The 20,408-nt window shown below is 62.9% G+C and carries 18 protein-coding genes; 4 read left to right on the forward strand and 14 right to left on the reverse strand.

Features of this window, described 5'->3' with window-relative positions; all coding sequences use genetic code 11:
• Positions 1 to 118 precede the first annotated feature (118 nt).
• From EOA13_RS06290 to EOA13_RS06325, 8 genes are all read right to left on the reverse strand, one after another.
• Positions 119 to 1,291, reverse strand: coding sequence for an iron-containing alcohol dehydrogenase (locus EOA13_RS06290; RefSeq protein ID WP_127290574.1), 1,173 nt, complete (start codon positions 1,289 to 1,291; stop codon positions 119 to 121).
• Positions 1,292 to 1,326: 35 nt separating this feature from the next.
• Positions 1,327 to 1,815, reverse strand: coding sequence for a DUF2569 family protein (locus EOA13_RS06295; protein WP_127290576.1), 489 nt, complete (start codon positions 1,813 to 1,815; stop codon positions 1,327 to 1,329).
• Between the two features lie 41 nt (positions 1,816 to 1,856).
• Positions 1,857 to 3,242 (reverse strand): aldehyde dehydrogenase family protein, encoded by a 1,386-nt coding sequence (locus tag EOA13_RS06300; RefSeq protein ID WP_127290578.1) that lies wholly within the window; start codon positions 3,240 to 3,242, stop codon positions 1,857 to 1,859.
• A 15-nt stretch (positions 3,243 to 3,257) separates the two neighbouring features.
• Positions 3,258 to 3,677 carry a type II toxin-antitoxin system VapC family toxin gene (locus EOA13_RS06305; RefSeq protein ID WP_127290580.1) on the reverse strand — a complete coding sequence of 140 codons (420 nt, stop codon included), beginning with the start codon at positions 3,675 to 3,677 and terminating at the stop codon, positions 3,258 to 3,260.
• Complete coding sequence (locus EOA13_RS06310; RefSeq protein WP_127290582.1) at positions 3,667 to 4,104, reverse strand: helix-turn-helix transcriptional regulator; 438 nt, start codon at positions 4,102 to 4,104, stop codon at positions 3,667 to 3,669. Before EOA13_RS06310 ends, EOA13_RS06305 begins: the two co-directional genes overlap by 11 nt.
• Positions 4,105 to 4,164: 60 nt before the next feature.
• On the reverse strand, positions 4,165 to 5,535 hold the full coding sequence (locus tag EOA13_RS06315; RefSeq protein ID WP_127290584.1) for a glutamine synthetase family protein: 1,371 nt from the start codon (positions 5,533 to 5,535) through the stop codon (positions 4,165 to 4,167).
• An 87-nt stretch (positions 5,536 to 5,622) separates the two neighbouring features.
• Positions 5,623 to 7,179 (reverse strand): amino acid permease, encoded by a 1,557-nt coding sequence (locus tag EOA13_RS06320; RefSeq protein ID WP_127290586.1) that lies wholly within the window; start codon positions 7,177 to 7,179, stop codon positions 5,623 to 5,625.
• 44 nt (positions 7,180 to 7,223) lie between these two features.
• Positions 7,224 to 8,042, reverse strand: coding sequence for an N-formylglutamate amidohydrolase (locus EOA13_RS06325; RefSeq protein WP_127290588.1), 819 nt, complete (start codon positions 8,040 to 8,042; stop codon positions 7,224 to 7,226).
• A 144-nt stretch (positions 8,043 to 8,186) separates the two neighbouring features.
• On the opposite strand from EOA13_RS06325, the gene EOA13_RS06330 reads away from it, so the two are divergent.
• The 3 genes from EOA13_RS06330 to EOA13_RS06340 all read left to right on the forward strand — a co-directional run bounded on the left by EOA13_RS06330 (position 8,187) and on the right by EOA13_RS06340 (position 13,496).
• Entirely contained in the window at positions 8,187 to 9,014 is an 828-nt protein-coding gene (locus tag EOA13_RS06330) for a MurR/RpiR family transcriptional regulator (protein ID WP_127290590.1), read from the forward strand.
• A 193-nt stretch (positions 9,015 to 9,207) separates the two neighbouring features.
• On the forward strand, positions 9,208 to 10,368 hold the full coding sequence (locus EOA13_RS06335; protein ID WP_127290592.1) for an efflux RND transporter periplasmic adaptor subunit: 1,161 nt from the start codon (positions 9,208 to 9,210) through the stop codon (positions 10,366 to 10,368).
• On the forward strand, positions 10,365 to 13,496 hold the full coding sequence (locus EOA13_RS06340) for an efflux RND transporter permease subunit (RefSeq protein WP_127290594.1): 3,132 nt from the start codon (positions 10,365 to 10,367) through the stop codon (positions 13,494 to 13,496). Before EOA13_RS06335 ends, EOA13_RS06340 begins: the two co-directional genes overlap by 4 nt.
• A gap of 61 nt (positions 13,497 to 13,557) precedes the next feature.
• On the opposite strand, the gene EOA13_RS06345 is transcribed toward EOA13_RS06340, so the two are convergent.
• The 6 genes from EOA13_RS06345 to EOA13_RS06370 all read right to left on the reverse strand — a co-directional run bounded on the left by EOA13_RS06345 (position 13,558) and on the right by EOA13_RS06370 (position 19,462).
• On the reverse strand, positions 13,558 to 13,968 hold the full coding sequence (locus EOA13_RS06345; protein ID WP_127290596.1) for a GtrA family protein: 411 nt from the start codon (positions 13,966 to 13,968) through the stop codon (positions 13,558 to 13,560).
• Positions 13,965 to 14,774 (reverse strand): ChbG/HpnK family deacetylase, encoded by an 810-nt coding sequence (locus tag EOA13_RS06350; protein WP_127290598.1) that lies wholly within the window; start codon positions 14,772 to 14,774, stop codon positions 13,965 to 13,967. Before EOA13_RS06350 ends, EOA13_RS06345 begins: the two co-directional genes overlap by 4 nt.
• Complete coding sequence (locus tag EOA13_RS06355) at positions 14,771 to 15,760, reverse strand: glycosyltransferase family 2 protein (protein WP_127290600.1); 990 nt, start codon at positions 15,758 to 15,760, stop codon at positions 14,771 to 14,773. Before EOA13_RS06355 ends, EOA13_RS06350 begins: the two co-directional genes overlap by 4 nt.
• Positions 15,753 to 16,916 (reverse strand): glycosyltransferase 87 family protein, encoded by a 1,164-nt coding sequence (locus tag EOA13_RS06360; protein ID WP_127290602.1) that lies wholly within the window; start codon positions 16,914 to 16,916, stop codon positions 15,753 to 15,755. Before EOA13_RS06360 ends, EOA13_RS06355 begins: the two co-directional genes overlap by 8 nt.
• A gap of 213 nt (positions 16,917 to 17,129) precedes the next feature.
• Entirely contained in the window at positions 17,130 to 18,167 is a 1,038-nt protein-coding gene (locus EOA13_RS06365; protein WP_127290604.1) for a zinc-binding dehydrogenase, read from the reverse strand.
• Positions 18,168 to 18,220: 53 nt separating this feature from the next.
• Positions 18,221 to 19,462 (reverse strand): acyl-CoA dehydrogenase family protein, encoded by a 1,242-nt coding sequence (locus tag EOA13_RS06370; RefSeq protein WP_127290606.1) that lies wholly within the window; start codon positions 19,460 to 19,462, stop codon positions 18,221 to 18,223.
• A gap of 115 nt (positions 19,463 to 19,577) precedes the next feature.
• Between EOA13_RS06370 and EOA13_RS06375 the strand changes: the two genes are divergently transcribed.
• Complete coding sequence (locus EOA13_RS06375; RefSeq protein ID WP_127290608.1) at positions 19,578 to 20,393, forward strand: SDR family oxidoreductase; 816 nt, start codon at positions 19,578 to 19,580, stop codon at positions 20,391 to 20,393.
• The last annotated feature ends 15 nt before the right edge of the window (positions 20,394 to 20,408 follow it).

The following is a 20,408-nucleotide window of genomic DNA, read 5'->3' on the forward strand; positions in this document are numbered from 1 at the left end:
CTGATGTAGCAATTAGCCATCACTTATTTTTCCGGCTAATTATTTTCTGCCTTGCCCTTCACCCTCCCCCTTGTTTTTGTAGCCCTCTTTCAGATCACTTTCCTGTACCGAAAACGCCTCAGATCGTGCCGGCAATGGCGTTTTCGAGCAAGGTCAGCGCCGCCTTCTTGGTCAGCTTGACCGGGTTGCCGCCGGCGGTCGGATCGACCACTGCCATGTCGGCGATCAGCGCCTTGCGTTTCTTGTCCATGTCGAGCCCCTTGATCAGGCCCGGCAGCGCATGCGGCACCTTCAATTCCTTGCGCAGCTTGATGATCGCCTTGGCGAAGCCGTCGAAACCGCCCTTGATGCCGCAATAGGCGGCGAGCCGGCCGATGCGCGCCTCAATGGAGTCACGGTTGAAGGCGAGCACATACGGCATGAACACCGCATTGGTCATGCCGTGATGAGTGTCGTAGAGCGCACCGACCGGATGCGACAGCGAATGGATGGCGCCGAGGCCCTTCTGGAAGGCGGTGGCTCCCATCGCGGCGGCGCTCATCATATGCGCGCGTGCGACGAGATCCTTGCCGTTGGCATAGGCCTTCGGCAGGTTCTCGAAGACCAACCTCACACCTTCGACGGCGATGCCGTCGGCCATCGGATGGTAGCCGGGCGCGCAATAGGCTTCGAGGCAATGGGCCAGCGCATCCATGCCGGTACCGGCGGTGATGAAGCCCGGCATGCCGACCGAAAGCTCCGGATCGGCAATGACGATGGCCGGCAACAATTTGGGATGGAAGATGACCTTCTTGGTGTGCGTGGCCTCATTGGTGATGACGCCGGCGCGGCCAACCTCCGATCCGGTCCCGGCGGTGGTCGGCACGGCGATGATCGGCGCGATCGCATCCGAATTGGCGCGCGTCCACCAGTCGTCGACATCCTCGAAATCCCACACCGGCCGCGTCTGCCCGGCCTGGAAGGCGATCAGCTTGCCGAGATCGAGCGCCGAGCCGCCGCCGAAGGCGATGACGCCGTCATGCTTGCCCTTCTTGAACACGGCGATGCCGGCGGTCAGGTTGGATTCGACCGGGTTCGGCCTGACCTCGGAGAAAACGCCGTAAGGGACCTTCGCATCGTCGAGGATCTTCAAGGTCGAGGCGACGACCGGCAGTTTCGCCAGACCAGGATCGGTGACGAACAACGGCCGCTTGATACCGGTGGCCGTCAATACCTCGGGCAATTCCTTGATGCGCCCGGCGCCGAAGCGGACGGTGGTGGGATAGTTCCATTTGGAGATCAGCTTGGACATTTTTTCTCGATTTCAGAACAATGGTTGATGGCAGGTTATTGGGTGAAGGTATTTTGAACGCGCAGGGACTTCTGCATGTATAGAATCCAGATCACGAAATACACGATCGAGCCTTGAATACTCCTTGCCGTCTCCCCACCGAACAAAGCCAAGCCTTGCGCTTCGAAGATATCACCAAGCAGGATTTTTGCGGCGGCAAGATCGACCAGGATAGAGACAGGACAGACGGCGGCCCAGACGATGTAAAGGCGCGGAAAGGCCTGCTTCTTGCCAAACAGCAGAATAAGCAGCCCAAGCGGGCAGGCGACGGCGATCGCCAGGTATCCAAAAATCTCCGCCATGACGAAGGCCTTCTGCGGACCGGTTAGTAGGCTAAAATACTCGGACAGGCCGATATGGTGCCCGAACGCAACCAGGCCAGCCAGAGGCATGAAAAAGAGGCCAAGCATCGGCACGATGAGGTAGCCGCCAATACCCTCCGGCCTCTGACGGGCCAATGGTGCGGACGGCTGCATCTCAGACATTTCTCCTCCTTGAGTGGCCCAATGCTCGGTACTCAGGCAGCTCAGATGGCTTCGCGCAGGTGGAAAGATTTCGGCCGGGTCAGATTATCGTAGCCGATGGCCGACAAGCCCGCACCCTTGCCGGTGTCCTTGACCCCGGTCCAGACCAAGGCCGGGTCAAGATAGTCGCAGCGGTTCATGAACACCGTGCCGGTTTCGACGCGGTTGCCGATCGCCACAGCATGCTCGGTATCGCGCGTCCAGATCGAAGCGGTCAGTCCGTAGGGGCTGTCGTTCATCAACGCGATCGCCTCTTCGTCGTTGCGCACCTTCATGATGCCGACGATCGGGCCAAAGCTTTCCTCACGCATGACGCTCATCTGATGGTCGACTTCTGTCAGCACTTCCGGCGCCAGATAGGGCGAACCGGCCTTGTCGTTCGCCACCTTCATGTTGATGTGTGCCACCGCGCCTTTGCGCAATGCCTCGGCCTTCTGTTCGCGGATCAGGTCGGCGAAGCGCGCCTGCGCCATCGGTCCCATCGTCGTCGCCTGGTCGAGCGGGTTGCCGACGACATAGTTCTTGGTCTCGGCGATGAAGCCTTCGACGAATTCGTCATAGACCTTCTCGTGCACGTAGACACGTTCGATGCCGCAGCAGCACTGGCCGGAATTGTAGAAGGCGCCGTCGACCAGATTGGCGACCGCATGGTCCATCTTGGCGTCGGGCAGCACATAGGCCGGATCCTTGCCGCCAAGCTCCAGGCCGAGCGTCATGAAAGTGCCAGCCGCTGCCTTTTCGATGGCGCGGCCGCCGGCGACCGAACCGGTGAAATTGACATGGTCGATCTTCCCCGAGCCGAGCAGCCTTTCGGTCTGGGCGTGGTTCAGCACGACATTCTGGAACACGCCCTTGGGCAGGCCGATCTTGTCGAAAGCTTGTTGGAAGCGCTCGCCGACCAGCAGGGTCTGCGCCGCATGCTTCAGGATGACGGTGTTGCCGGCCATCAGCGCCGGCACGATGGTGTTGACGGCGGTGAGATAGGGATAATTCCACGGCGCGATCACCATGACCACGCCGAGGGGGTCCTTCTTCACATAGCGGCGGAAGCGGTCCTTCGGGTTGGAGGCAGGCACCGACTTGAGCGCCTGCTCGGCGATCTCGACCATATAGGTGGTGCGTTCCCTGACGCCGCCGAACTCGCCGCCGTAGCGTACGGGCCGCCCCATCTGCCAGGCGATCTCCGGCACGATCTCGTCGGTCATCGCAACCAGCGCTTCCAGCATCGCCAGCATGTACTTGCCGCGCTCGACAATCGGCGTCTCGGCCCACTTCTCCTGCGCCGCCTTGGCGCGCTCCACCGCGGCGTTGATCGCCTGGTCCGTTGCCACGGGCCTCTCGGCATAGATCGAACCATCGACGGGGGATAGGAGTTTCACGGTTTCCAATTAAACGTCTCCAAATCAACAAGGAACTGTTTTGACGAAGCCAGCCGAGCCATAGGCAAGGATCGCGCGATCGCGGGTGATAATTTCCAAATTCTTCGAGCGCGCCGTAGCTATGATGATCCGGTCTGTTGGATCGTTGTGAACGACGCCGGGCAGGAACGAAGATTCGACCAAGAGCTCACTGTCGATCCCTTCAACACTCGTTGCACCAGCCTGCACGAACCGTTCAAACCATGCGAGCGGTGACTTGATGAACGGAAGCCGGCCTTTAGAAACCAGCATTCCGATTTCCCAGGCGGACATGACGGAAACGGCGATCACGTCGCCATTTTTCCGCGCGCTTGTCACCCTCTCAACCGCCGCTCTCGCGACCGGTTGTTCCGTCGAGAGCCATAGTATGAAGCATGTGTCCAGGAGCACCCCATCAGTCGTCATACACTTTGCCCCAGTCCGGATCCGCGGGTGCGGTGTAATCGACGTCCGGAAGAAGCGTGAGCGTCCCAGCCATGCACCCAAACAACGGATCGCCGCCTCGAGGCGGCACGATGTATTCTCCAGCGGTGTCGTTTATGTCTGACGCATTCTCGAAATCCACCTGCCCCTCCATGAAGCCGGAACGACGCTCCGCCGCCTTCGCATCCGAAGAGCCCAGGTGGACCAACACCTCGCTTTCCGGCTGGTCGAAAATTTCAGCGATCTTGCGTATTTCATCAACTTGCATACGCCGCTCACCGTTCAGCGTCCGCGACAGGGCGCTGTAGTGCATGTTCATTTGGGTGGCCATGCGGCGCACCGTCAGGTTGCGCTCCTTCATCTGACTGTCAAACCATACCTTGTCGACGTTGGCTTTGCCTTGGGGCAATCCTGCCTCCCATATGTTGTGCTGCTATAATCACAACATAGTGCGAAAAACGCAACAGTGTCAATATCGCTCGAACCCTCTGTGCAGTTCCCAATCCGTAATGCGGCGGTCGTATTCGAACTGCTCCCACTTTGCGGTGTGGACATAGTGTTCGAGCACATCCTCGCCGAGCGCCTGCCTCAGCATCTTCGACTTCGCCAGCGTCTCGGTCGCATCGCGCAGCGTCTTCGGGATCTCCGGCAGGCGCGATGCCTGGTAGGCATCGCCGACGAACGGCTTCTGCAATTCCAGCTTCTCGTCGATGCCGGCAAGGCCGGCGGCGATCAGCGCTGCGAAAGCAAGATACGGGTTCAGATCGGCGCCGCCGATGCGGCATTCCATGCGGATGCCCTTGGTGCCCTCACCGCACAGGCGGAAGCCGGCGGTGCGGTTGTCCTCGCTCCACATGATCTTGGTCGGCGCGAAGGTACCGGCCTGGAAGCGCTTGTAGGAGTTGATGTAGGGCGCCAGGAACCAGGTGAATTCCTTTGCGTATTTCAACTGCCCGGCGGCCCATTGCTGGCCAAGCGTCGACAGCGTCCAGTCGGCCGTGTTGTCGAAGAACAGCGGCGTCTTGCCGTCGGCGCTCCACAGCGAATTGTGGATGTGGCTGGAATTGCCGGCGAGCCCGTAATTATACTTGGACATGAACGAAATCGCCTTGCCCTCGGACTCGGCGATTTCCTTGGCGCCGTTCTTCAGGATGACGTGGCGGTCGGCCATGTCGAGCGCCTCGGCATAGCGCACATTGATCTCTTCCTGGCCCGGACCCCACTCGCCCTTGGAATTCTCGATCGGAATGCCGGCCGCTTCCATCTCATTGCGAAGCCGGCGCATGACGCCTTCTTCCTTGGTGGTGATGCCGATCTGGTAGTCGCCGATATAGGGCGATGCGGTGTCGAGACCCTGCCAGTGCTTCTTGCGGGCGGAATCGTAGGTCTCGTTGAACAGATAGAATTCAAGCTCGGAAGCGAAATAGCCGATATAGCCGCGCTCGCTCAGTCGCTTGACCTGCTTCTTCAGGATGGCGCGTGGCGAATGCGGCAGGTCGTCATGGGTGTGGTGGTCGAGCACGTCGCAGATCACGAGTGCGGTCTTTTCCAGCCAGGGAATGCGCCGAAGCGTGGCGAGATCCGGCTTCATGACGAAGTCACCATAACCTTTCGACCAGCTTGCCGCCTTGTAGCCCGGCACCGGCTCCATATCGATGTCGGCCGCCAGGAGATAGTTGCAGCCATGCGTTTCGTCATGCGCGGAATCGACGAAGTACTGCGCCAGGAAGCGCTTTCCCGCCAGCCGGCCCTGCATATCGACGATGCAGGCCAGCACGGTGTCGATCTCGCCGCTGGAGACCGCTTTCTTCAACTGATCGAACGAGAAATTTCCGGCCATTCCTTTGGCACTCCAGCGCTTGGGCTTTGAATGAGTTGAACAAAACCATGGCCGGCACGATGCCGGCCATGGCCATGATGGTCGATATCAGTGGCCGGTTTCGCCGACGGCCTGTTCGGCTGCCTTGATGGCCGCCTGACGCGCCGCGATGATGTCGCCGAGCGGCGGGCCCTGGAAGCGACGCTTCTCAAAGCCGAACCAGACGACCGCCGTCAGGATGAAGAAGCCGACGGTGATGTAGAGCGCCCAATCGTTCGGCGGCTGAATGCCGATGATGAAGATCAGGATCATCGAGACGATCGACAGGAAGGCGAACAGCATGAAGACGCCGCGCCCCATGTTCCACGGCCCCATCTTGTCCCACTTCGGTGTGCCCCAGGCCAGCATGCCGAGCACGATCGGCACGGTGAAGGACAGGAACAGGAAGATGACGGTGCAGGACACGACGATGGTGTAGGCCGAAGTGCCGGCGACCGAAACCAGCGTCGACCCCCAGACGAACAGCACCGACAGGATCGAGGCCGTCCAGATCGCCGCCACCGGCGTGCGGTAGGTCGGGCTGACCTTGGCGAGTGCCGCCGAACCCGGCAGGCCGCCGTCACGCGAGAAGGCGAAGATCATGCGCGAAGCCGAGGTCACGGTTGCGAGACCGCACAGCAGCTGCGCGACGAACACGACGAGGTAGACGAACTCCTTGATGCCGGGGCTGACGCGCTGGTCGAAAGCCCAGAAGAACACGTTCCAGCCCTGCTTGGCGGCATCGTCCATGTTCGGGATCATCAGCACGAAGGCAGCCAGGAACAGGTAGCCGAAAACGGCCGACCAGATCACCGACATGACCATGGCGCGCGGCACGGAAGAAGCCGCCTTGATGGTTTCCTCCGAGGTGTGCGCGGAAGCGTCATAACCGGTGATCGTATAGATCGGCAGCAACAGACCGAGCGCGAACACCCAGGCATTCGACACCGCTGGCCAGACGCCGCCGCCGGCATCGCCGGAGTAATTGTGGAAGGTGAAGAGACGGCTGAAATCCCAGGTCTCGGCGGAGATCAGGCAGACGACGGCAATCAGGATCGCGCCGAAGAAGATCAGATAGCCTGAGAAATCGGTCAGCTTGGCCGTCAGCTTGATGCCGAGATGGTTGATCAGCGCCTGGGCGCCGGTGATGATGATCAGGAAGATCATCTGGTTGGTCAGCGTGCCCTCGATGCCGAGCGTCGGTCCGAAGGCGCCGATGAAGAACGTCCAGGTGCCGACATTGATGGCGCCGAGCACGGTGATCAGGCCGAGCAGATTGAGCCAGGCGGTGACCCAGCCGGTGCCGCGGTTGCCGAGGATCGAACCCCAGTGGTAGAGGCCGCCGGCCGTCGGATAGGCCGAGCTGATCTGCGACATGGCGACCGCGAAGGTCAGCGAGACGAAGCAACCGACCAGCCAGCCGATGCCGATGCCGATGCCGCCAGCGCCGGAGGTGCCTTGCGCCAGCGAATTGATGCCGCCCGACAGGATGCAGATGATGGAGAAGGAAACGGCGAAGTTCGAAAAGCGACTGAGACGCCGCTCCAGTTCCTGGGCATAGCCCATGCTGTGGAGGTGCTTTACGTCCTCCGCCTTGTCAACTTCAGTATAACCCGGTGCTGCCATTTTAGCGTCCCCTGTTGATTCTCGAGTCGGGATGACATCCCGCCCTAGCTAGCCGATTGAACTGACTTTCCTACTGAATGCGATCTGGAATATCCGGCCTCCTCTGGCTCCAGATCCGAAAAAATGCCCGTGAGCAGATCCGCCCATTTCCGCTGCCCGGTCTCGCCGGCGATTTCGTCGTTGCGGATTTCGATCATCGCGCAGGGCAGGCCACGCGAGCGCGCATGCCGTTCCAGCGTGAAATAGACGCGGTCAACAGGTGAATACGGCTCGTTGACGCCGACGGTGACGCCGGCAAGCCGCTTCAGCGCCGATATCAGCGGCGCCGCCAGTCGGCGATCCTCGTCATGGATGATGCCTATATGCCAGGGCCGGTTTTTGGACTTGTATACCGGCGTGAAGGAATGGACCGAAACCAGGCGGGTCGTCTGTCCACGCGCCAGCCTGTCGTCGACAACATGCTCGATGGCGGCATGAAATGGCTGCCATGACAGCGCGACACGCGCCGCGCGCTCAGTTTCCGACAGGCCGGCATTGCCCGGTATTGCCGTTGTCTCGCTGACCGGCGGCACCAGGTCGGGCGCGTCAAGCGGCCGGTTGCAGTCGATGACAAGGCGCGAAATGCGGGTTTCGACCAGCGTCGCATCGAGCGCCTGCGCCATGCGGCGAGCAACCGGCAGCGCGCCGGGATCCCAGGCGATGTGGCGCGACAGGTCCTCGGCGGCAAGGCCGAGCGTGCCGAATTCGGCGGGCAGGAAGTTCGAGGCGTGATCGCAAGTCAGCACGAAAGGGCTTGATCCGCCGGGGTTCGTCACCCTTACGGTATCAGACGATGCAAGGCTGGTGGGCCGTGCTTTCTCCATACTCTGCCGTCCCCGGGGAGCGCTGTATCGTATGTTACGTATTTTGCCTCATTGCGTCCCTGTGGATGATTTCATACAGTTTGTCCGGCTTTGTCAAATGCGATCTCGGAAAAGTCCGTCGACCGAGCCAGGGGTGGGGACAACATGATTTCCAGCATTGCCGAATTGATCGCCGACCGCATCGGTACCATGCCGGCCAGCGAACGGCGCGCGGCCCAGACGCTGATCGCCAACTATCCGATGATCGGCCTGAAAACTGTTGCAGAATTCTCGGCCGCGGCGGGCGTCTCCTCACCGACAATCCTGCGTTTCGTCGCCCGGCTGGGCTTTCAGAACTATCCGGAGTTCCAGTCGAGCCTGCAGGACGAACTGGCGGCGCAACTGCAATCGCCGGCGACAAGGACGCTCAACCCGCCCTCGCCTGGCGGTGGGACGGTGTCGCCGATGCTGGAAGCGACGCTCGACAATATGCGCGAGACGTTCAGGCACCTGTCCGACAAGCAGCTTGCCGACATCGCCGCCCGGCTAGCGGACCGGCGCGGCAAGACCTTCCTGATCGGCGGTCGCTTCACCGATCCGCTGGCGCGCTACATGGCCGCCCACCTCGCCATCATCCAGCCGGATGTCTTTCACCTCGCCGGGCAGGAAAGCATATGGCGTGACCGCCTGATCGACATGGGCAAGCGCGACGTGCTGGTGATTTTCGACATCAGGCGCTACCAGGACAGCCTCCTCCGCTTCGCCGAAAAGGCGCATCAGCGTGGCGTCCAGATCGTGCTGTTCACCGACCAGTGGCTGTCGCCGATCGCCCGCTTTGCTCGCCATGTTATCGCCGGACGAACCGCGGTGCCGTCGGCATGGGATTCATCGGCTGCCCTTTTCGTCGTCGCCGAAACGCTGATCGGCGCCGTCACCAGGCAACTGGAAGCAGAAGGCGCCAAACGCATTCGTGAGATGGAAAGTCTGCGTTAGTGCCTGTGCGATGATCCAAAGCGTTACGCATATTTTCTCAAACGTTACATATATTTAATGTGCGCAGCCCCCGGAGAATTGTCATAAAGACGCGATATCGAGGCGGCTTCTTTGCCTTACAATAGCCTCGCTGCGTCTGCTTCATTTCGGGAAAGCGGTAGACGGAAGGATTGTTTTGCCAACCGGAGTGCTGATGGCCGCCTGGAAACAGATACTTTTTGCACTCGTGGTGCTGGTGGTGGCGGCAGTCGCCTGGCTGCGCTTTTATCCCAGCGCGCCGGACGTGCTGGCACGTTGGGGCATCGACTGGGCCTACGCGGCAACGCCCCCGGCTGCAAGCGGCGCCGCGAACGCGAGGCAGGCAGACGGCCGCAACGGCAACCAGCCGGTGAACGTGGTTGCCCTGGCGGCCACTTCGGCTGTTATCAACGACCGCCTGCAGGCGATCGGCACCGGCCGTGCCAACGCCTCGGTGACAGTCAATCCCTACAGCTCCGGCCGCCTCGCCGAACTGCTGGTCGAATCCGGCAGCCATGTCGATAAGGGACAGATCCTCGCAACCCTCGATTCCGAGACCGAAGTGATCTCTCAGGACCGTGCCAAGCTGGCCTTGCAGGACGCGCAATCCAAGCTTGACCGCGTCAAGTCGCTTCGTGCCTCCAATGCCGCGACCCCGGTGGCCGTGGCTGATGCCGAGGTGGTGCTGGCGGGCGCTAAGCTGGCGCTTCAGGATGCGGAACTTGCACTGCAGCGCCGGTCGATTCTGGCGCCGATCGCCGGCACCGTCGGCATCCTACCGATCTCGGCCGGCAATTATGTCACCAACCAGTCGGCCATCGCCACGCTCGACGACCGGTCCTCTATCCTGGTCGACTTCCTGGTGCCCGAGCGCTTCGCCGCCGCCGTCAAGGTAGGTGCGCAATTGACGGCGACGCCGATCGCCAATCCCAGCAACGCCTATAGCGGCACCGTTTCGGCCATCGACAATCACATCGATGAAAAGAGCCGCACCCTGCTGGTTAAGGCCAAGATCGCCAACCCGGCCGATTCGCTGCGCGCCGGCATGTCGTTCGGCATCATCATGAAATTTCCGGGGCAAACCTATCCGGCCGTCAGCCCGCTGGCGATCCTGTGGGGGTCGGACGGCGCCTATGTCTGGCAAATCGAGGATGGGAAGGCCAGGCGAGTCCCGGTGCGCATCATCCAGCGCAACACCGAGACCGTGCTGATCGACGCCGAGATCGACAATGGCGACATGGTGGTCACAGAAGGCACCCAGAGCGTCAGCGAGGGCGGCGCGGTCCGCCTCGCCGGCGAAGAGCAGCGCGCGGCGGACGCGGCCCAAGGCTCATGACCGGAACCATCAACGCCGCCAGCGATACCGGCTTCACCGCGCTGTTCATCCGCAGGCCGGTCATGGCCTTCGTGCTCAACACGCTGATCGCGGTCGCCGGCCTGGCCGCCTTTTACGGCGTCGAAATCCGCGAACTGCCGGACGTCGATCGCGCGGTCGTCACTGTTTCCACCACCTTCGAGGGCGCGGCGGCCGAGACCGTCGACCGCGAACTGACCGACACGATCGAGGGCGCCGTCGCCCGCGTCTCAGGCGTCAAGTCGATCTCGTCGTCTTCCTCGTTCGGCTCGAGCCGCGTCACCATCGAGTTCAACGACGGCGTCGATCTGAATGTCGCCGCCTCCGACGTGCGTGACGCCGTCGGCCGCGTCGCCAACCAGATGCCGGACACCGCCGATCCGCCGCGCATCGTCAAGGCCGACGCCAATTCCGACCCGGTGATGCGACTGGCGGTGACCTCGGACAACATGTCGATCCAGGACATGACCGTGGTGGTCCAGGACCAGATCGAGGACGAGCTGGCCGCCGTGCCCGGCGTTGCCGATGTCCAGGTCTATGGCGACCGCGACAAGATCTTTCGCATCGACGTCGACCAGAACAAGCTGGCCAGCCTCGGCTTCACGGTCGCCGACCTCAGGGCCGCCCTTGCCTCGGTCGCCTTCGATTCCCCCGCCGGTTCGATCACCACGACCAACCAGGACCTGATCGTCCGCACGACTGCCGACGTGACCACGCCGGAAGAGTTCGAAAACATCATCATCGGCGGCACGACGCGCATTCGCGACGTCGCCACCGTCACGCTCGGCCCCGACGTCGGCCAGACCACATTGCGTTCGGACGGCAAGACCGGCATCGGCATCGGCATCATCCGCCAGGCGGAATCGAATACGTTGGACATCTCGACCGGTGTCCAGGCCGCCGTCGCCAAGCTGCAGGAAAACCTGCCCAAGGGCATGTCGATCAAGATCACCAGCGACGACGCCGTCTTCGTCAAGGGGGCGGTGCACGAGGTCGAGATCGCGCTCGGCCTGTCCGTCACCATGGTGCTGATCGTCATCTATATGTTTCTCCTCGACTGGCGTGCGACGCTGATCCCCGGCCTGTCGATGCCGGTCGCCATGATCGGCACCATCGCCGCCATCTATCTGGCCGGCTTCTCGGTCAACATCCTGACCTTGCTCGCTCTGGTGCTGGCGACCGGACTGGTCGTCGACGACGCCATCGTCGTGCTCGAAAACATCGTGCGACGACGCAACGAAGGCATGGGACCGCGTGCTGCCGCGGTGCTTGGCGCGCAGGAAGTGTTCTTTGCTGTTATCGCCACCACCTTGACGCTGGTCGCCGTCTTCGTGCCGATTTCGTTCCTGCCCGGCCAAACCGGCGGCTTGTTCCGCGAATTCGGCTTCGTGCTTGCCATGTCGGTGCTCTTGTCCTGCGTGGTGGCGCTGACGCTGTGCCCGATGCTCGCCTCGCGCATGCTGACCAGCGCATCGCTTCACCACGAAGGTGGCCATGGCATCGGCGCCCGCATCGGCGGCGCGCTCAATACGGCCTACAAGCGCAGCCTGCACGCCTGCCTCGACGCGCCATGGATCGTGCTTCTGGTCGCGGTGCTGTTCGCCGGCACCGCCTTCACGCTGTTCGGCACCATCCGCCAGGAGCTGACGCCGACCGAGGACCGCGCCGCCGTGCTTCTGCGCATCAGCGCCCCGCAAGGCGTCAGCCTCGACTACACAACGCAGCAGATGCAGAAGATCGAGAGACTGATCCAGCCGATGCGCGATTCCGGCGAGATCCGCAGCACTTTCGAAAATGCCGGCCAGAACGGCTCCTACAACTCCGGCTTCATGGTGATGACGCTGGCGCCGTGGAACGAGCGCAGCCGCAGCCAGCAGGAGATCATGGCCGAGATCAGCCAGCTGACCAGGCAGGTGCCGAGCGTGCGCATCTTCCCGGTGCAGCCCAACAGCCTCGGTATCCGTGGCGCCGGCAACGGCCTGCAATTCGCGCTGGTCGGCAACGACCGCAAGGCACTCGGTGACGCCGCCGTGAAGATCATCGCCGAGATGCAGAAGGACTCGCGCTTCCAGACACCGCGCCTGTCCATCGACCCGACGCAGCCGCAGCTGGCCGTGGCCATCGACCGCGAGCGCGCCTCCGACCTCGGCATCGACATATCAGGACTGGCCAACACCTTGCAGGCCATGCTCGACGGCAACGACGTCGTCGACGTCTACATCGCCGACCGCAGCTACGGCGTGAAGCTGGTCTCGACCACCAATCCGATCAACGATCCGACGGATCTGGAAAACATCTTCCTGAAAACAGCCGACGGACGTTTCGTGCCAATGTCGACCATCGCCACGCTGACCGAACGCGCCGTGCCGCCATCGCTGTCGCGCGAACAGCAGCAGCCCTCTGTGGCGATCACCTCCAACCTCAGCGGCGACTTCGCGCTTGGCGACGCGCTCACCCGCGCCGAGCAAATCGCCACACCACTGCTGCCGCCAGGCAGCCGCATCCTGCCCCTGGCCGAGGCGGCGACGCTGGGCGAGACCAACAGCGCCATGGTCACCATTTTCGGCTTCGCGCTGGTCATCATCCTTTTGGTGTTGGCCGCCCAGTTCGAGAGTTTTGTCAGCGCCGTCATCATCATGGCGACGGTGCCGCTCGGGCTGGCCTGTGCGATTTTCGCGCTTCTCCTCTCGGGCACCAGTCTCAACGCCTACAGCCAGATCGGCCTGGTGCTTTTGGTCGGCGTCATGGCCAAGAACGGCATCCTGATCGTCGAATTCGCCAACCAGTTGCGCGACCGCGGGCTTGGCGTGCGCGAGGCGATCGAACAGGCCTCGATCATCCGCGTGCGGCCGGTGATGATGACGATGATCTGCACCGTGCTCGGCGGCCTGCCGCTGGTGCTGGCGAGCGGCGCCGGTGCCGAGGCGCGCGTCGCGCTCGGCTGGGTCATCGTCGGCGGCCTGGGGCTGGCCACCGTCTCGACGCTGTTCCTGACGCCGGTCGCCTATCTCCTGCTTGGCCGCTTCGTCACGCCGAAGACCCACGAGGAAGCCCGGCTGAAGCGCGAGTTGGAGGAAGCCGCCTACACCAATGTGGAGCCGGCAGAATAGAAATTCCAGGAAAGTGTGTAGCGGTTTTTCGTCCGGAATTTCGTAAGAAAAATAATTCCGCCTATCTCAGCAACCGGCCTTCGATCGACCAGCGTGCGGCGAGGAAATTCAGCACCGCCGCCACCACGACGCCGCCGATTTTCGCCGGCCACACCCCAATGATGCCGGCGAATAGCGCGATCGAGAGGCTGGAGACACCGAGCGAAATCAGCGCTCCAAGCGTGGCGAAACGAAGGAACGCGTCATGCAGCCGGATGGCTCGATTGCGCTCGAACGACCACAAGCCGTTCGCCGCGAACGAGAAGGTGACGGCGATGAACCAGGCAGCGATGTTGGCGAGCAGCGGCGAGACCCCGAGCTTGAGCAGCAGGAAGAAGCTGGCAAGGTCGATGGCCGTGTTCGCCAGTCCGACAATGGCAAAGCGGACGATCTTGTTGCCGGTCGAACGCGGGGGCCGCTCGGCGTCGCTCATCCCCTGCCATCCATGATTGCGACATTGGCGCGGGCCAGGCCAGCGCCGAATTCGTCCGATGCGAGGGCCGCGAATTCGACCTCGCGCACATCTTGCATGGTGTCGCGCGCGCGCAGCGTCTCGTCGACATGGCCGGGATGGCACATGAACAGCCCTCGCTCCGGCAACCCTTCGACGGCCGCCTGCAGAACCGCAGCGAACTTTTCGGGCTGCCGCCAGTCATAGATGCCGGCGAGCGGCTGGAAAACGATGAAGCCCGCGCGCTGCATCGAGCGGTTGAACCCGGCGGCGAGCGCGGCAATCGCAGCGACTTTCGCTCCCGCGGCCAGCGCCGGGGCGCCGCGCAGGACCGGCCTGTCGGCGCCTTCTGGAAACCGCGTGCGCAGCCATGTGCGCACGACGGGAAGGAAATGCACATGCTGGTGCCCGTCGACGAAATCGGGGCGGCGGCCAAGCGCCTCGACGAAGCGGCTGTACTGGGCGTCAAGCTCGGCATGGACATGGCGGTCGCCGATGCGGCCGCGAAGAACAGGCAAGGCCAGTGCGCGGAGCGGTGGCAGCCGGCCTTCCGGCGCCAGGGCCGACCGGCCGGTGACGGCCAACTGGTCGGTCAAGGTGAGGTGCAGCCCGACCGCGGCCCGGCCGCACAGCGGTTTTATGCGCTCTGCCTCCTTTGCCCACTCGGGAAAGCCGGTCATGCAGCTGGTGCCGGTCAGGCGCCCCCGATCGAGAAGATCGAGAATCCCGGCGGAAACGCCAGGCGCCAGGCCGTAATCGTCAGCGATCAGGCGAATGCGCCGCGTCATCTGTTCGAAGAGCCCGGCTCCGGCCGGTCGCCGGGGGCCACGCTGCGCACGACGTCGCGCACGAGATAGACCGGGCGATCCTTGCTCTCGCTGAGCGTGACCCAGACATATTCGCCGATCAGGCCAAGCAGGGTCAAATTGAGGCCGCCGAGCAGAACGACGGCAACCAGCAGGCTGGGGTAGCCCGGAACGGCAATGCCGTAGAAGATCACCTCGAAGAACACCTTGGCGCCATAGAGCGCGCCGGCCAACGCCGCGAGCAGCCCGCTAAGACTGATCAGGCGCAGCGGAATGACGGAGAACGAGGTGAACCCTTCGAGCGAGAAGGCGATCAGGTTGAGCCGGCTCCATTTCGATGTGCCGCTGGCGCGGCCTTCCGGCGAATAGGGCAACGCCTTCTGGCGAAAGCCGGCCCAGGCAAACAGGCCCTTGTTGAAGCGACGCTTGTCACGCAGGCTGGTCAGTGCGCGCGCCACGGCGCCGCGCATGACGCGAAAGTCACCGGCATTTTCGGGAATGTCGAAACGCTGGCTGCTGTTGATCAGGCTGTAGAAAAGCCGTGCAAGCTGGCTGCGCCGCCAGCTCGCCTCGCGGCGGTCGTTCTGGGCAAAGACGACGTCAATGTCGGGATGGTCCACCAGCTCGGCGATCAGCTTCAGGCTGATGTCCAGGGAATGCTGAAGGTCGGCGTCCATGATCAGCACCATGTCGCCGCGCGACTGGTCGAGGCCGGCGAGCACCGCGACTTCCTTGCCGAAATTGCGGCTGAGGCGCACGATCTCCCACGATCCCGTCAGCGCTTGCGAAAATCGTCCAGCGCCATCGTCACGGCTGCCGTCATCGACCAGGATCTTGTGCACGGTCATGCCGAAGCGCTGTGCCACGGCCGCTTCGAGCTCGCCTAGCAGGCGCGCGAAGGCCGATGCCGATGCCGCCTCGTTGAAGAATGGCGCAACGATATCGAGGCTCTGTCGCAGCTCAGCCATTCGCGACTCCCGCATTCACTACCTTTTCCCGTGCCTTGGCCCAGAACCACCAGATCAGCGAACCGGCGATGAAAGTGACGGCGACCGGCCGGAACCAGGGGAAGAGGAAATCGTGCACATGGCGCTCGACGCCGCTCAGCCCGGTCACGAACAGCGTCATCGACAGCACCGAGGCGAGGACGCCGCCCCGTTCTTCGCGCCACAACAGGGCGATGGCAAGACCGGCTGGTACCGCGATCATGGCAAAGGTGTTGGGTTCGACGCGCGGGTTGAAGACGCACATGTAGAAGGTGGCCGTCAGGAAGATCGCCAGCGCCGCCTTTCCCTGTTCGAGCCTGCGGTCGAACCAGATGACGGCTGAAAGCGTAAGCAGGGCCATGACCATGCGCACGATTGTTGCGCCGAATTCCGGTATCGGCAGCCCTATCGTGGTGAACGGTGCCGTGAAATCGGTGGACACGAAATGGCTGGTATTGTCGACGGCCATGGAGGTCAACATCCGGGCGAAGACACGATACTGATCGTTGAGATAGCCGGCGGGAGCAAAAGCGTAAGGCAGTGCGAGCACGAACAGCACCGCCAGCACCAGCACCGGTATCAACCGAAGCCGAAGGGCTCCTACCAACAACAGCATTATGATCGCGGTCGGCTTGGCGATGATGGCAAGCGAAGTCCAGAAGAACGTCTCCGCCCGTCGGCCTTCCAGCGCCGACAATGTGAGAAGCCAGCAAGCGCCGGTCAAAAGGATAGTCGACTGGCCGTTGCGGATCGCGCCGAGCGCCATCGGCAAAGCGAGGAAGAGGCCGAAAGAAAGCAGCCACATCAACTCGTCACCACCGAGCTTGCGCACCTGCCGCATCGCGGCATAGGTCAGCACCGCAAACCCGAGGGAGTGCCACATCACGCCGCCCAGATGCGGACCGAGCTTGACTATTGGAGTGTAGAGCGCGGCGAAGGCCGGCGCGTAGAGATATCCCATCTCGGATTGGGTGTCGTAGAGTGGCAGACCGGCCAGAAGCGCCTCGCTGCCATCTATATAGGCCTTCCATACCGTCCGCGTGTACGGCGACCACAGGACCATGGCAACAACGACCAGGAACGCTCCGATCCACAGGCCAAACCCTAAACGGTCGAAAACCGGCTTGGAAATCGTCATCAAGGCACCCCACACAATCCCGGAACAGGCTCAGTCCAGCCTGTCCCGGCATTCGATGGCGGCGGCATATCACGGACGCAGCGGCGTGGCATAGGGGGCTTGATGGACGTATATCGGCCTGACGGTCCCGCGTCGGCGGATAACCGGCAATCTCTGCCCGCAAAGCCCTCCGAGGCCCCTCGCGTCCAAGCTGCTCGAATCTTTCGAATTGGCCTAAGGCCGGATGAACACCTTGCCGTTCGGCTTGGCCAGTTCCGCTGGCACCCGCGCCATCGCCTCGGCAAGCGGCACCACCGCCGTCACGTCGGTCGACCAGCGCCCATCGGAAAAACGCTTCTGCGCTTCCAGGATCGCCGGGCCGCGGCGATCGCGGAACTGGCGCATCCACTCGCTCAGCCAGAAACCTTCGATATGCTTGTGCTGGAAGATCAGTTGGCCGGGCTCGCGGATAACAGTGGCTTCGGGATCGAGCTTCCCATAGATGATCCAGTGCGACCGCTTCGGCATGGTGTCGAAGATGGCGGAAGCCAGCGGCCCGGTCACCGCGTCGAGAAAGATGCGCGGTTGCTCGGCCTTCACCACCTCGCGCAGCGCCGCCTTGAAATCCGACGCCTTTTCATTGAGCACGTGCGCCGCGCCAAGCTCTTTCAGCAAAGCGATCTGGTCGTCGCGGCGCACGGTGACGATCGGCCGGAAGCCCTCTCCGCTGGCCAGGCCAATGATCAGCTTGCAGAGCTGGCTGGCGCCGGCGGTCATGATAAAGGCCTTTTCGCCTTCCTCCTTGACGACGTCGAACATGGCGAGCGCGGTGAGCGGGTTGACGATCATCGCCGCGCCATCCTCGTCGCGAACCGTGTCGAGCAGCGGAATGCAGGCGGCAGCTTCGGCGACGGCATAGTCGGCCCACGAGCCCCAGTTGGTGACGCCGGTGGCAAAGGCGAGGCGCTTGCCGATCAGGCTTTGGGGATAGGTCTCGTCGCCGCTGGCGACGACGATGCCGACGCCCTCGAAGCCGGCCGGCTGTCCCTTGGCGCGCGGCTGGCCGTACTGGCCCTTGACGAAGGCGACATCGGACGGATTGATCGAGGCGAGGCTGACCTTGATCAGCACCTGCGTCGGTCCGGGTGTCGGCACCGCGATGTTGCCCAGCTCGACATACGGCTCCATCGCCTCCAGCACACTGCCGCTCGGCGTCCTGGTGTAGCCATCGCCGGTCAGCAACAGCGCCTTCATTTCGGAGGGGACTGTCATTGGTACACTCCTCGCTTGGACCCATCGGCATCGTCGGATGACGATGCCGATGCTCAGACCTTTTCCTGCGTGTATTTCTTCAGCTCGGTGCGCGCCACCTGACGGCGATGCACGGCGTCCGGCCCGTCGGCAAGGCGCAAGGTCCGCAGATGCGTCCACGACCGCGCCAGCGGAGTGTCCTGGCTGATGCCTTGCGCGCCGAACATCTGCACCGCCTCGTCGGTGACCTTGAGCGCGACGCGCGGTGCCACCACCTTGATCTGGCTGATCCAGGGGGCGGCGGCCCGCGCATCGCCCTGATCGATCATCCACGCCGCCTTGAGGCAGAGCAGCCGGGCCATTTCGATCTCCATGCGGCATTCGGCGATGATGTCGAAATTGGCGCCGAGCTTTGCCAGCTTCTGGCCGAAGGCCTCGCGGCGCACGGAACGCTGGCACAGCATCTCGAGCGCCATCTCGGCCTGGCCGATGGCGCGCATGCAGTGATGGATACGGCCGGGGCCGAGCCGCCCTTGCGCGATCTCGAACCCCCTGCCCTCGCCGAGGATCAGGTTCGACGCCGGTACGCGCACATTGTCGAAGCGAAGGTGCATATGGCCATGCGGCGCGTCGTCGTCGCCATAGACCTGCATGGCCCGGACCTTGGTCACGCCCCTTGTGCCTGATGGCACCAGGATCATCGAATGGCGGCGGTGCTGCGGCTCTCCATCGCCGCCGGTCCGGACCATGACGATATAGATGGCGCAGCGCGGATCGCCGGCGCCCGATGCCCACCATTTCTCGCCGTTGAGCACATAGTCGTCGCCCTGGCGTTCGCAGCGCATGGCGATGTTGGTGGCGTCGGACGAAGCGACATCCGGCTCGGTCATCAGATAGGCCGAGCGGATCTTGCCCTCGAGCAACGGTTCCAGCCATTCTTTCTTGTGGTCGGCCGAGCCATACCGTTCCAGCACCTCCATGTTGCCGGTGTCTGGCGCCGAGCAGTTGAAGGTCTCGGCGCCGAGATGCGCCTTGCCCATCTCCTCGGCCAGATAGGCATATTCGACGGTGGAAAGGCCATAGCCGCGTTCCGAGCCGGTCAGCCAGAAATTCCACAGGCCACGCTCCCTTGCGGTTTTCTTCAGCCCTTCGAGGATCTCGCTCTGGCGCGCACTGTAGACCCAGCGGTTGCCTGCCTTGCCCACCTCGCTCAGAAATTCCCTGTCGAGCGGCATGATCTCGTCGCGAACCATGGCCGCGACGCGCGCGTGGATCGGCTTCAGCCGCTCGGTCATGCCGAGATTCATCTCCGTCATCGGTCGCTAACCCTTCATGCATGCCAGGCATTTTGTCAGTGGCAAGGATGACCGTACTTCGGATAGCCTTGTCAACGCGAACTGTTTGCCCGCATGCCGAGCGCGGAGGATTGTGATGAGCTATCTGGACGAGCTGTTTTCGGTGGCCGGCAAGACCGCGCTGGTGACGGGTGCCGCGACCGGCATAGGCCGCATGGCGGCGACCGCGCTGGTCAGGGCCGGCGCCAGCGTGATGATCGCGTCACGCAAGGGCGAGGATTGCATCCAGGTCGCCGAAGAGTTGAACGAGCTTGGTGCACCGGGCCGGGCCGAGGGCTTCGCCGGGGACGTTTCCAGCGAAACCGGCATTGCCGCACTCGTTACCGAGGTCAAAGCGCGGACCGGGAAACTGCATATTCTGGTCAACAACGCCGGCGTCTCCTGGGGCGCGCCGCTGGAAAGCTTCCCCTATTCGGCTTGGGCCAAGGTGTTTGGCGTCAATGTCACCGCAGTCTTCCATCTGACCCGCGAATTGCTGCCACTGCTCGACGCTGCCGCCAGCGACGCCGATCCGGCCAGGGTGATCAATCTCGGTTCGGTGATGGGCACGCAGCCGCTGGCCGACGACGCCTATTCCTACACGGCGTCCAAGGCAGCCGTGCATCATCTGACCCGCACCCTTGCGCTCGAGTTCGCCGGCCGCCGCATCACCGTCAATGCCTTCGCACCCGGCCCCTTCCAGAGCCGGATGACGGCATTCGCCACGGGCACGGATGAGCAGGCCAGGCACGTTGGCAGCCATGTTCCGATCGGCCGTATCGGCGCATCGGATGACATTGCCGGCGCAACGCTCTATTTGTGCAGCCGTGCAGGCAGCTACATCACCGGCGCCATCCTGCCGATCGACGGCGGACAGTCGGTGCAGCACGGGCTGACCTTGTTCAAGGAATGACATTTTCCGGCCACA

The organism is Mesorhizobium sp. M7A.F.Ca.US.011.01.1.1, from assembly GCF_003998295.1.
Lineage (GTDB): Bacteria > Pseudomonadota > Alphaproteobacteria > Rhizobiales > Rhizobiaceae > Mesorhizobium.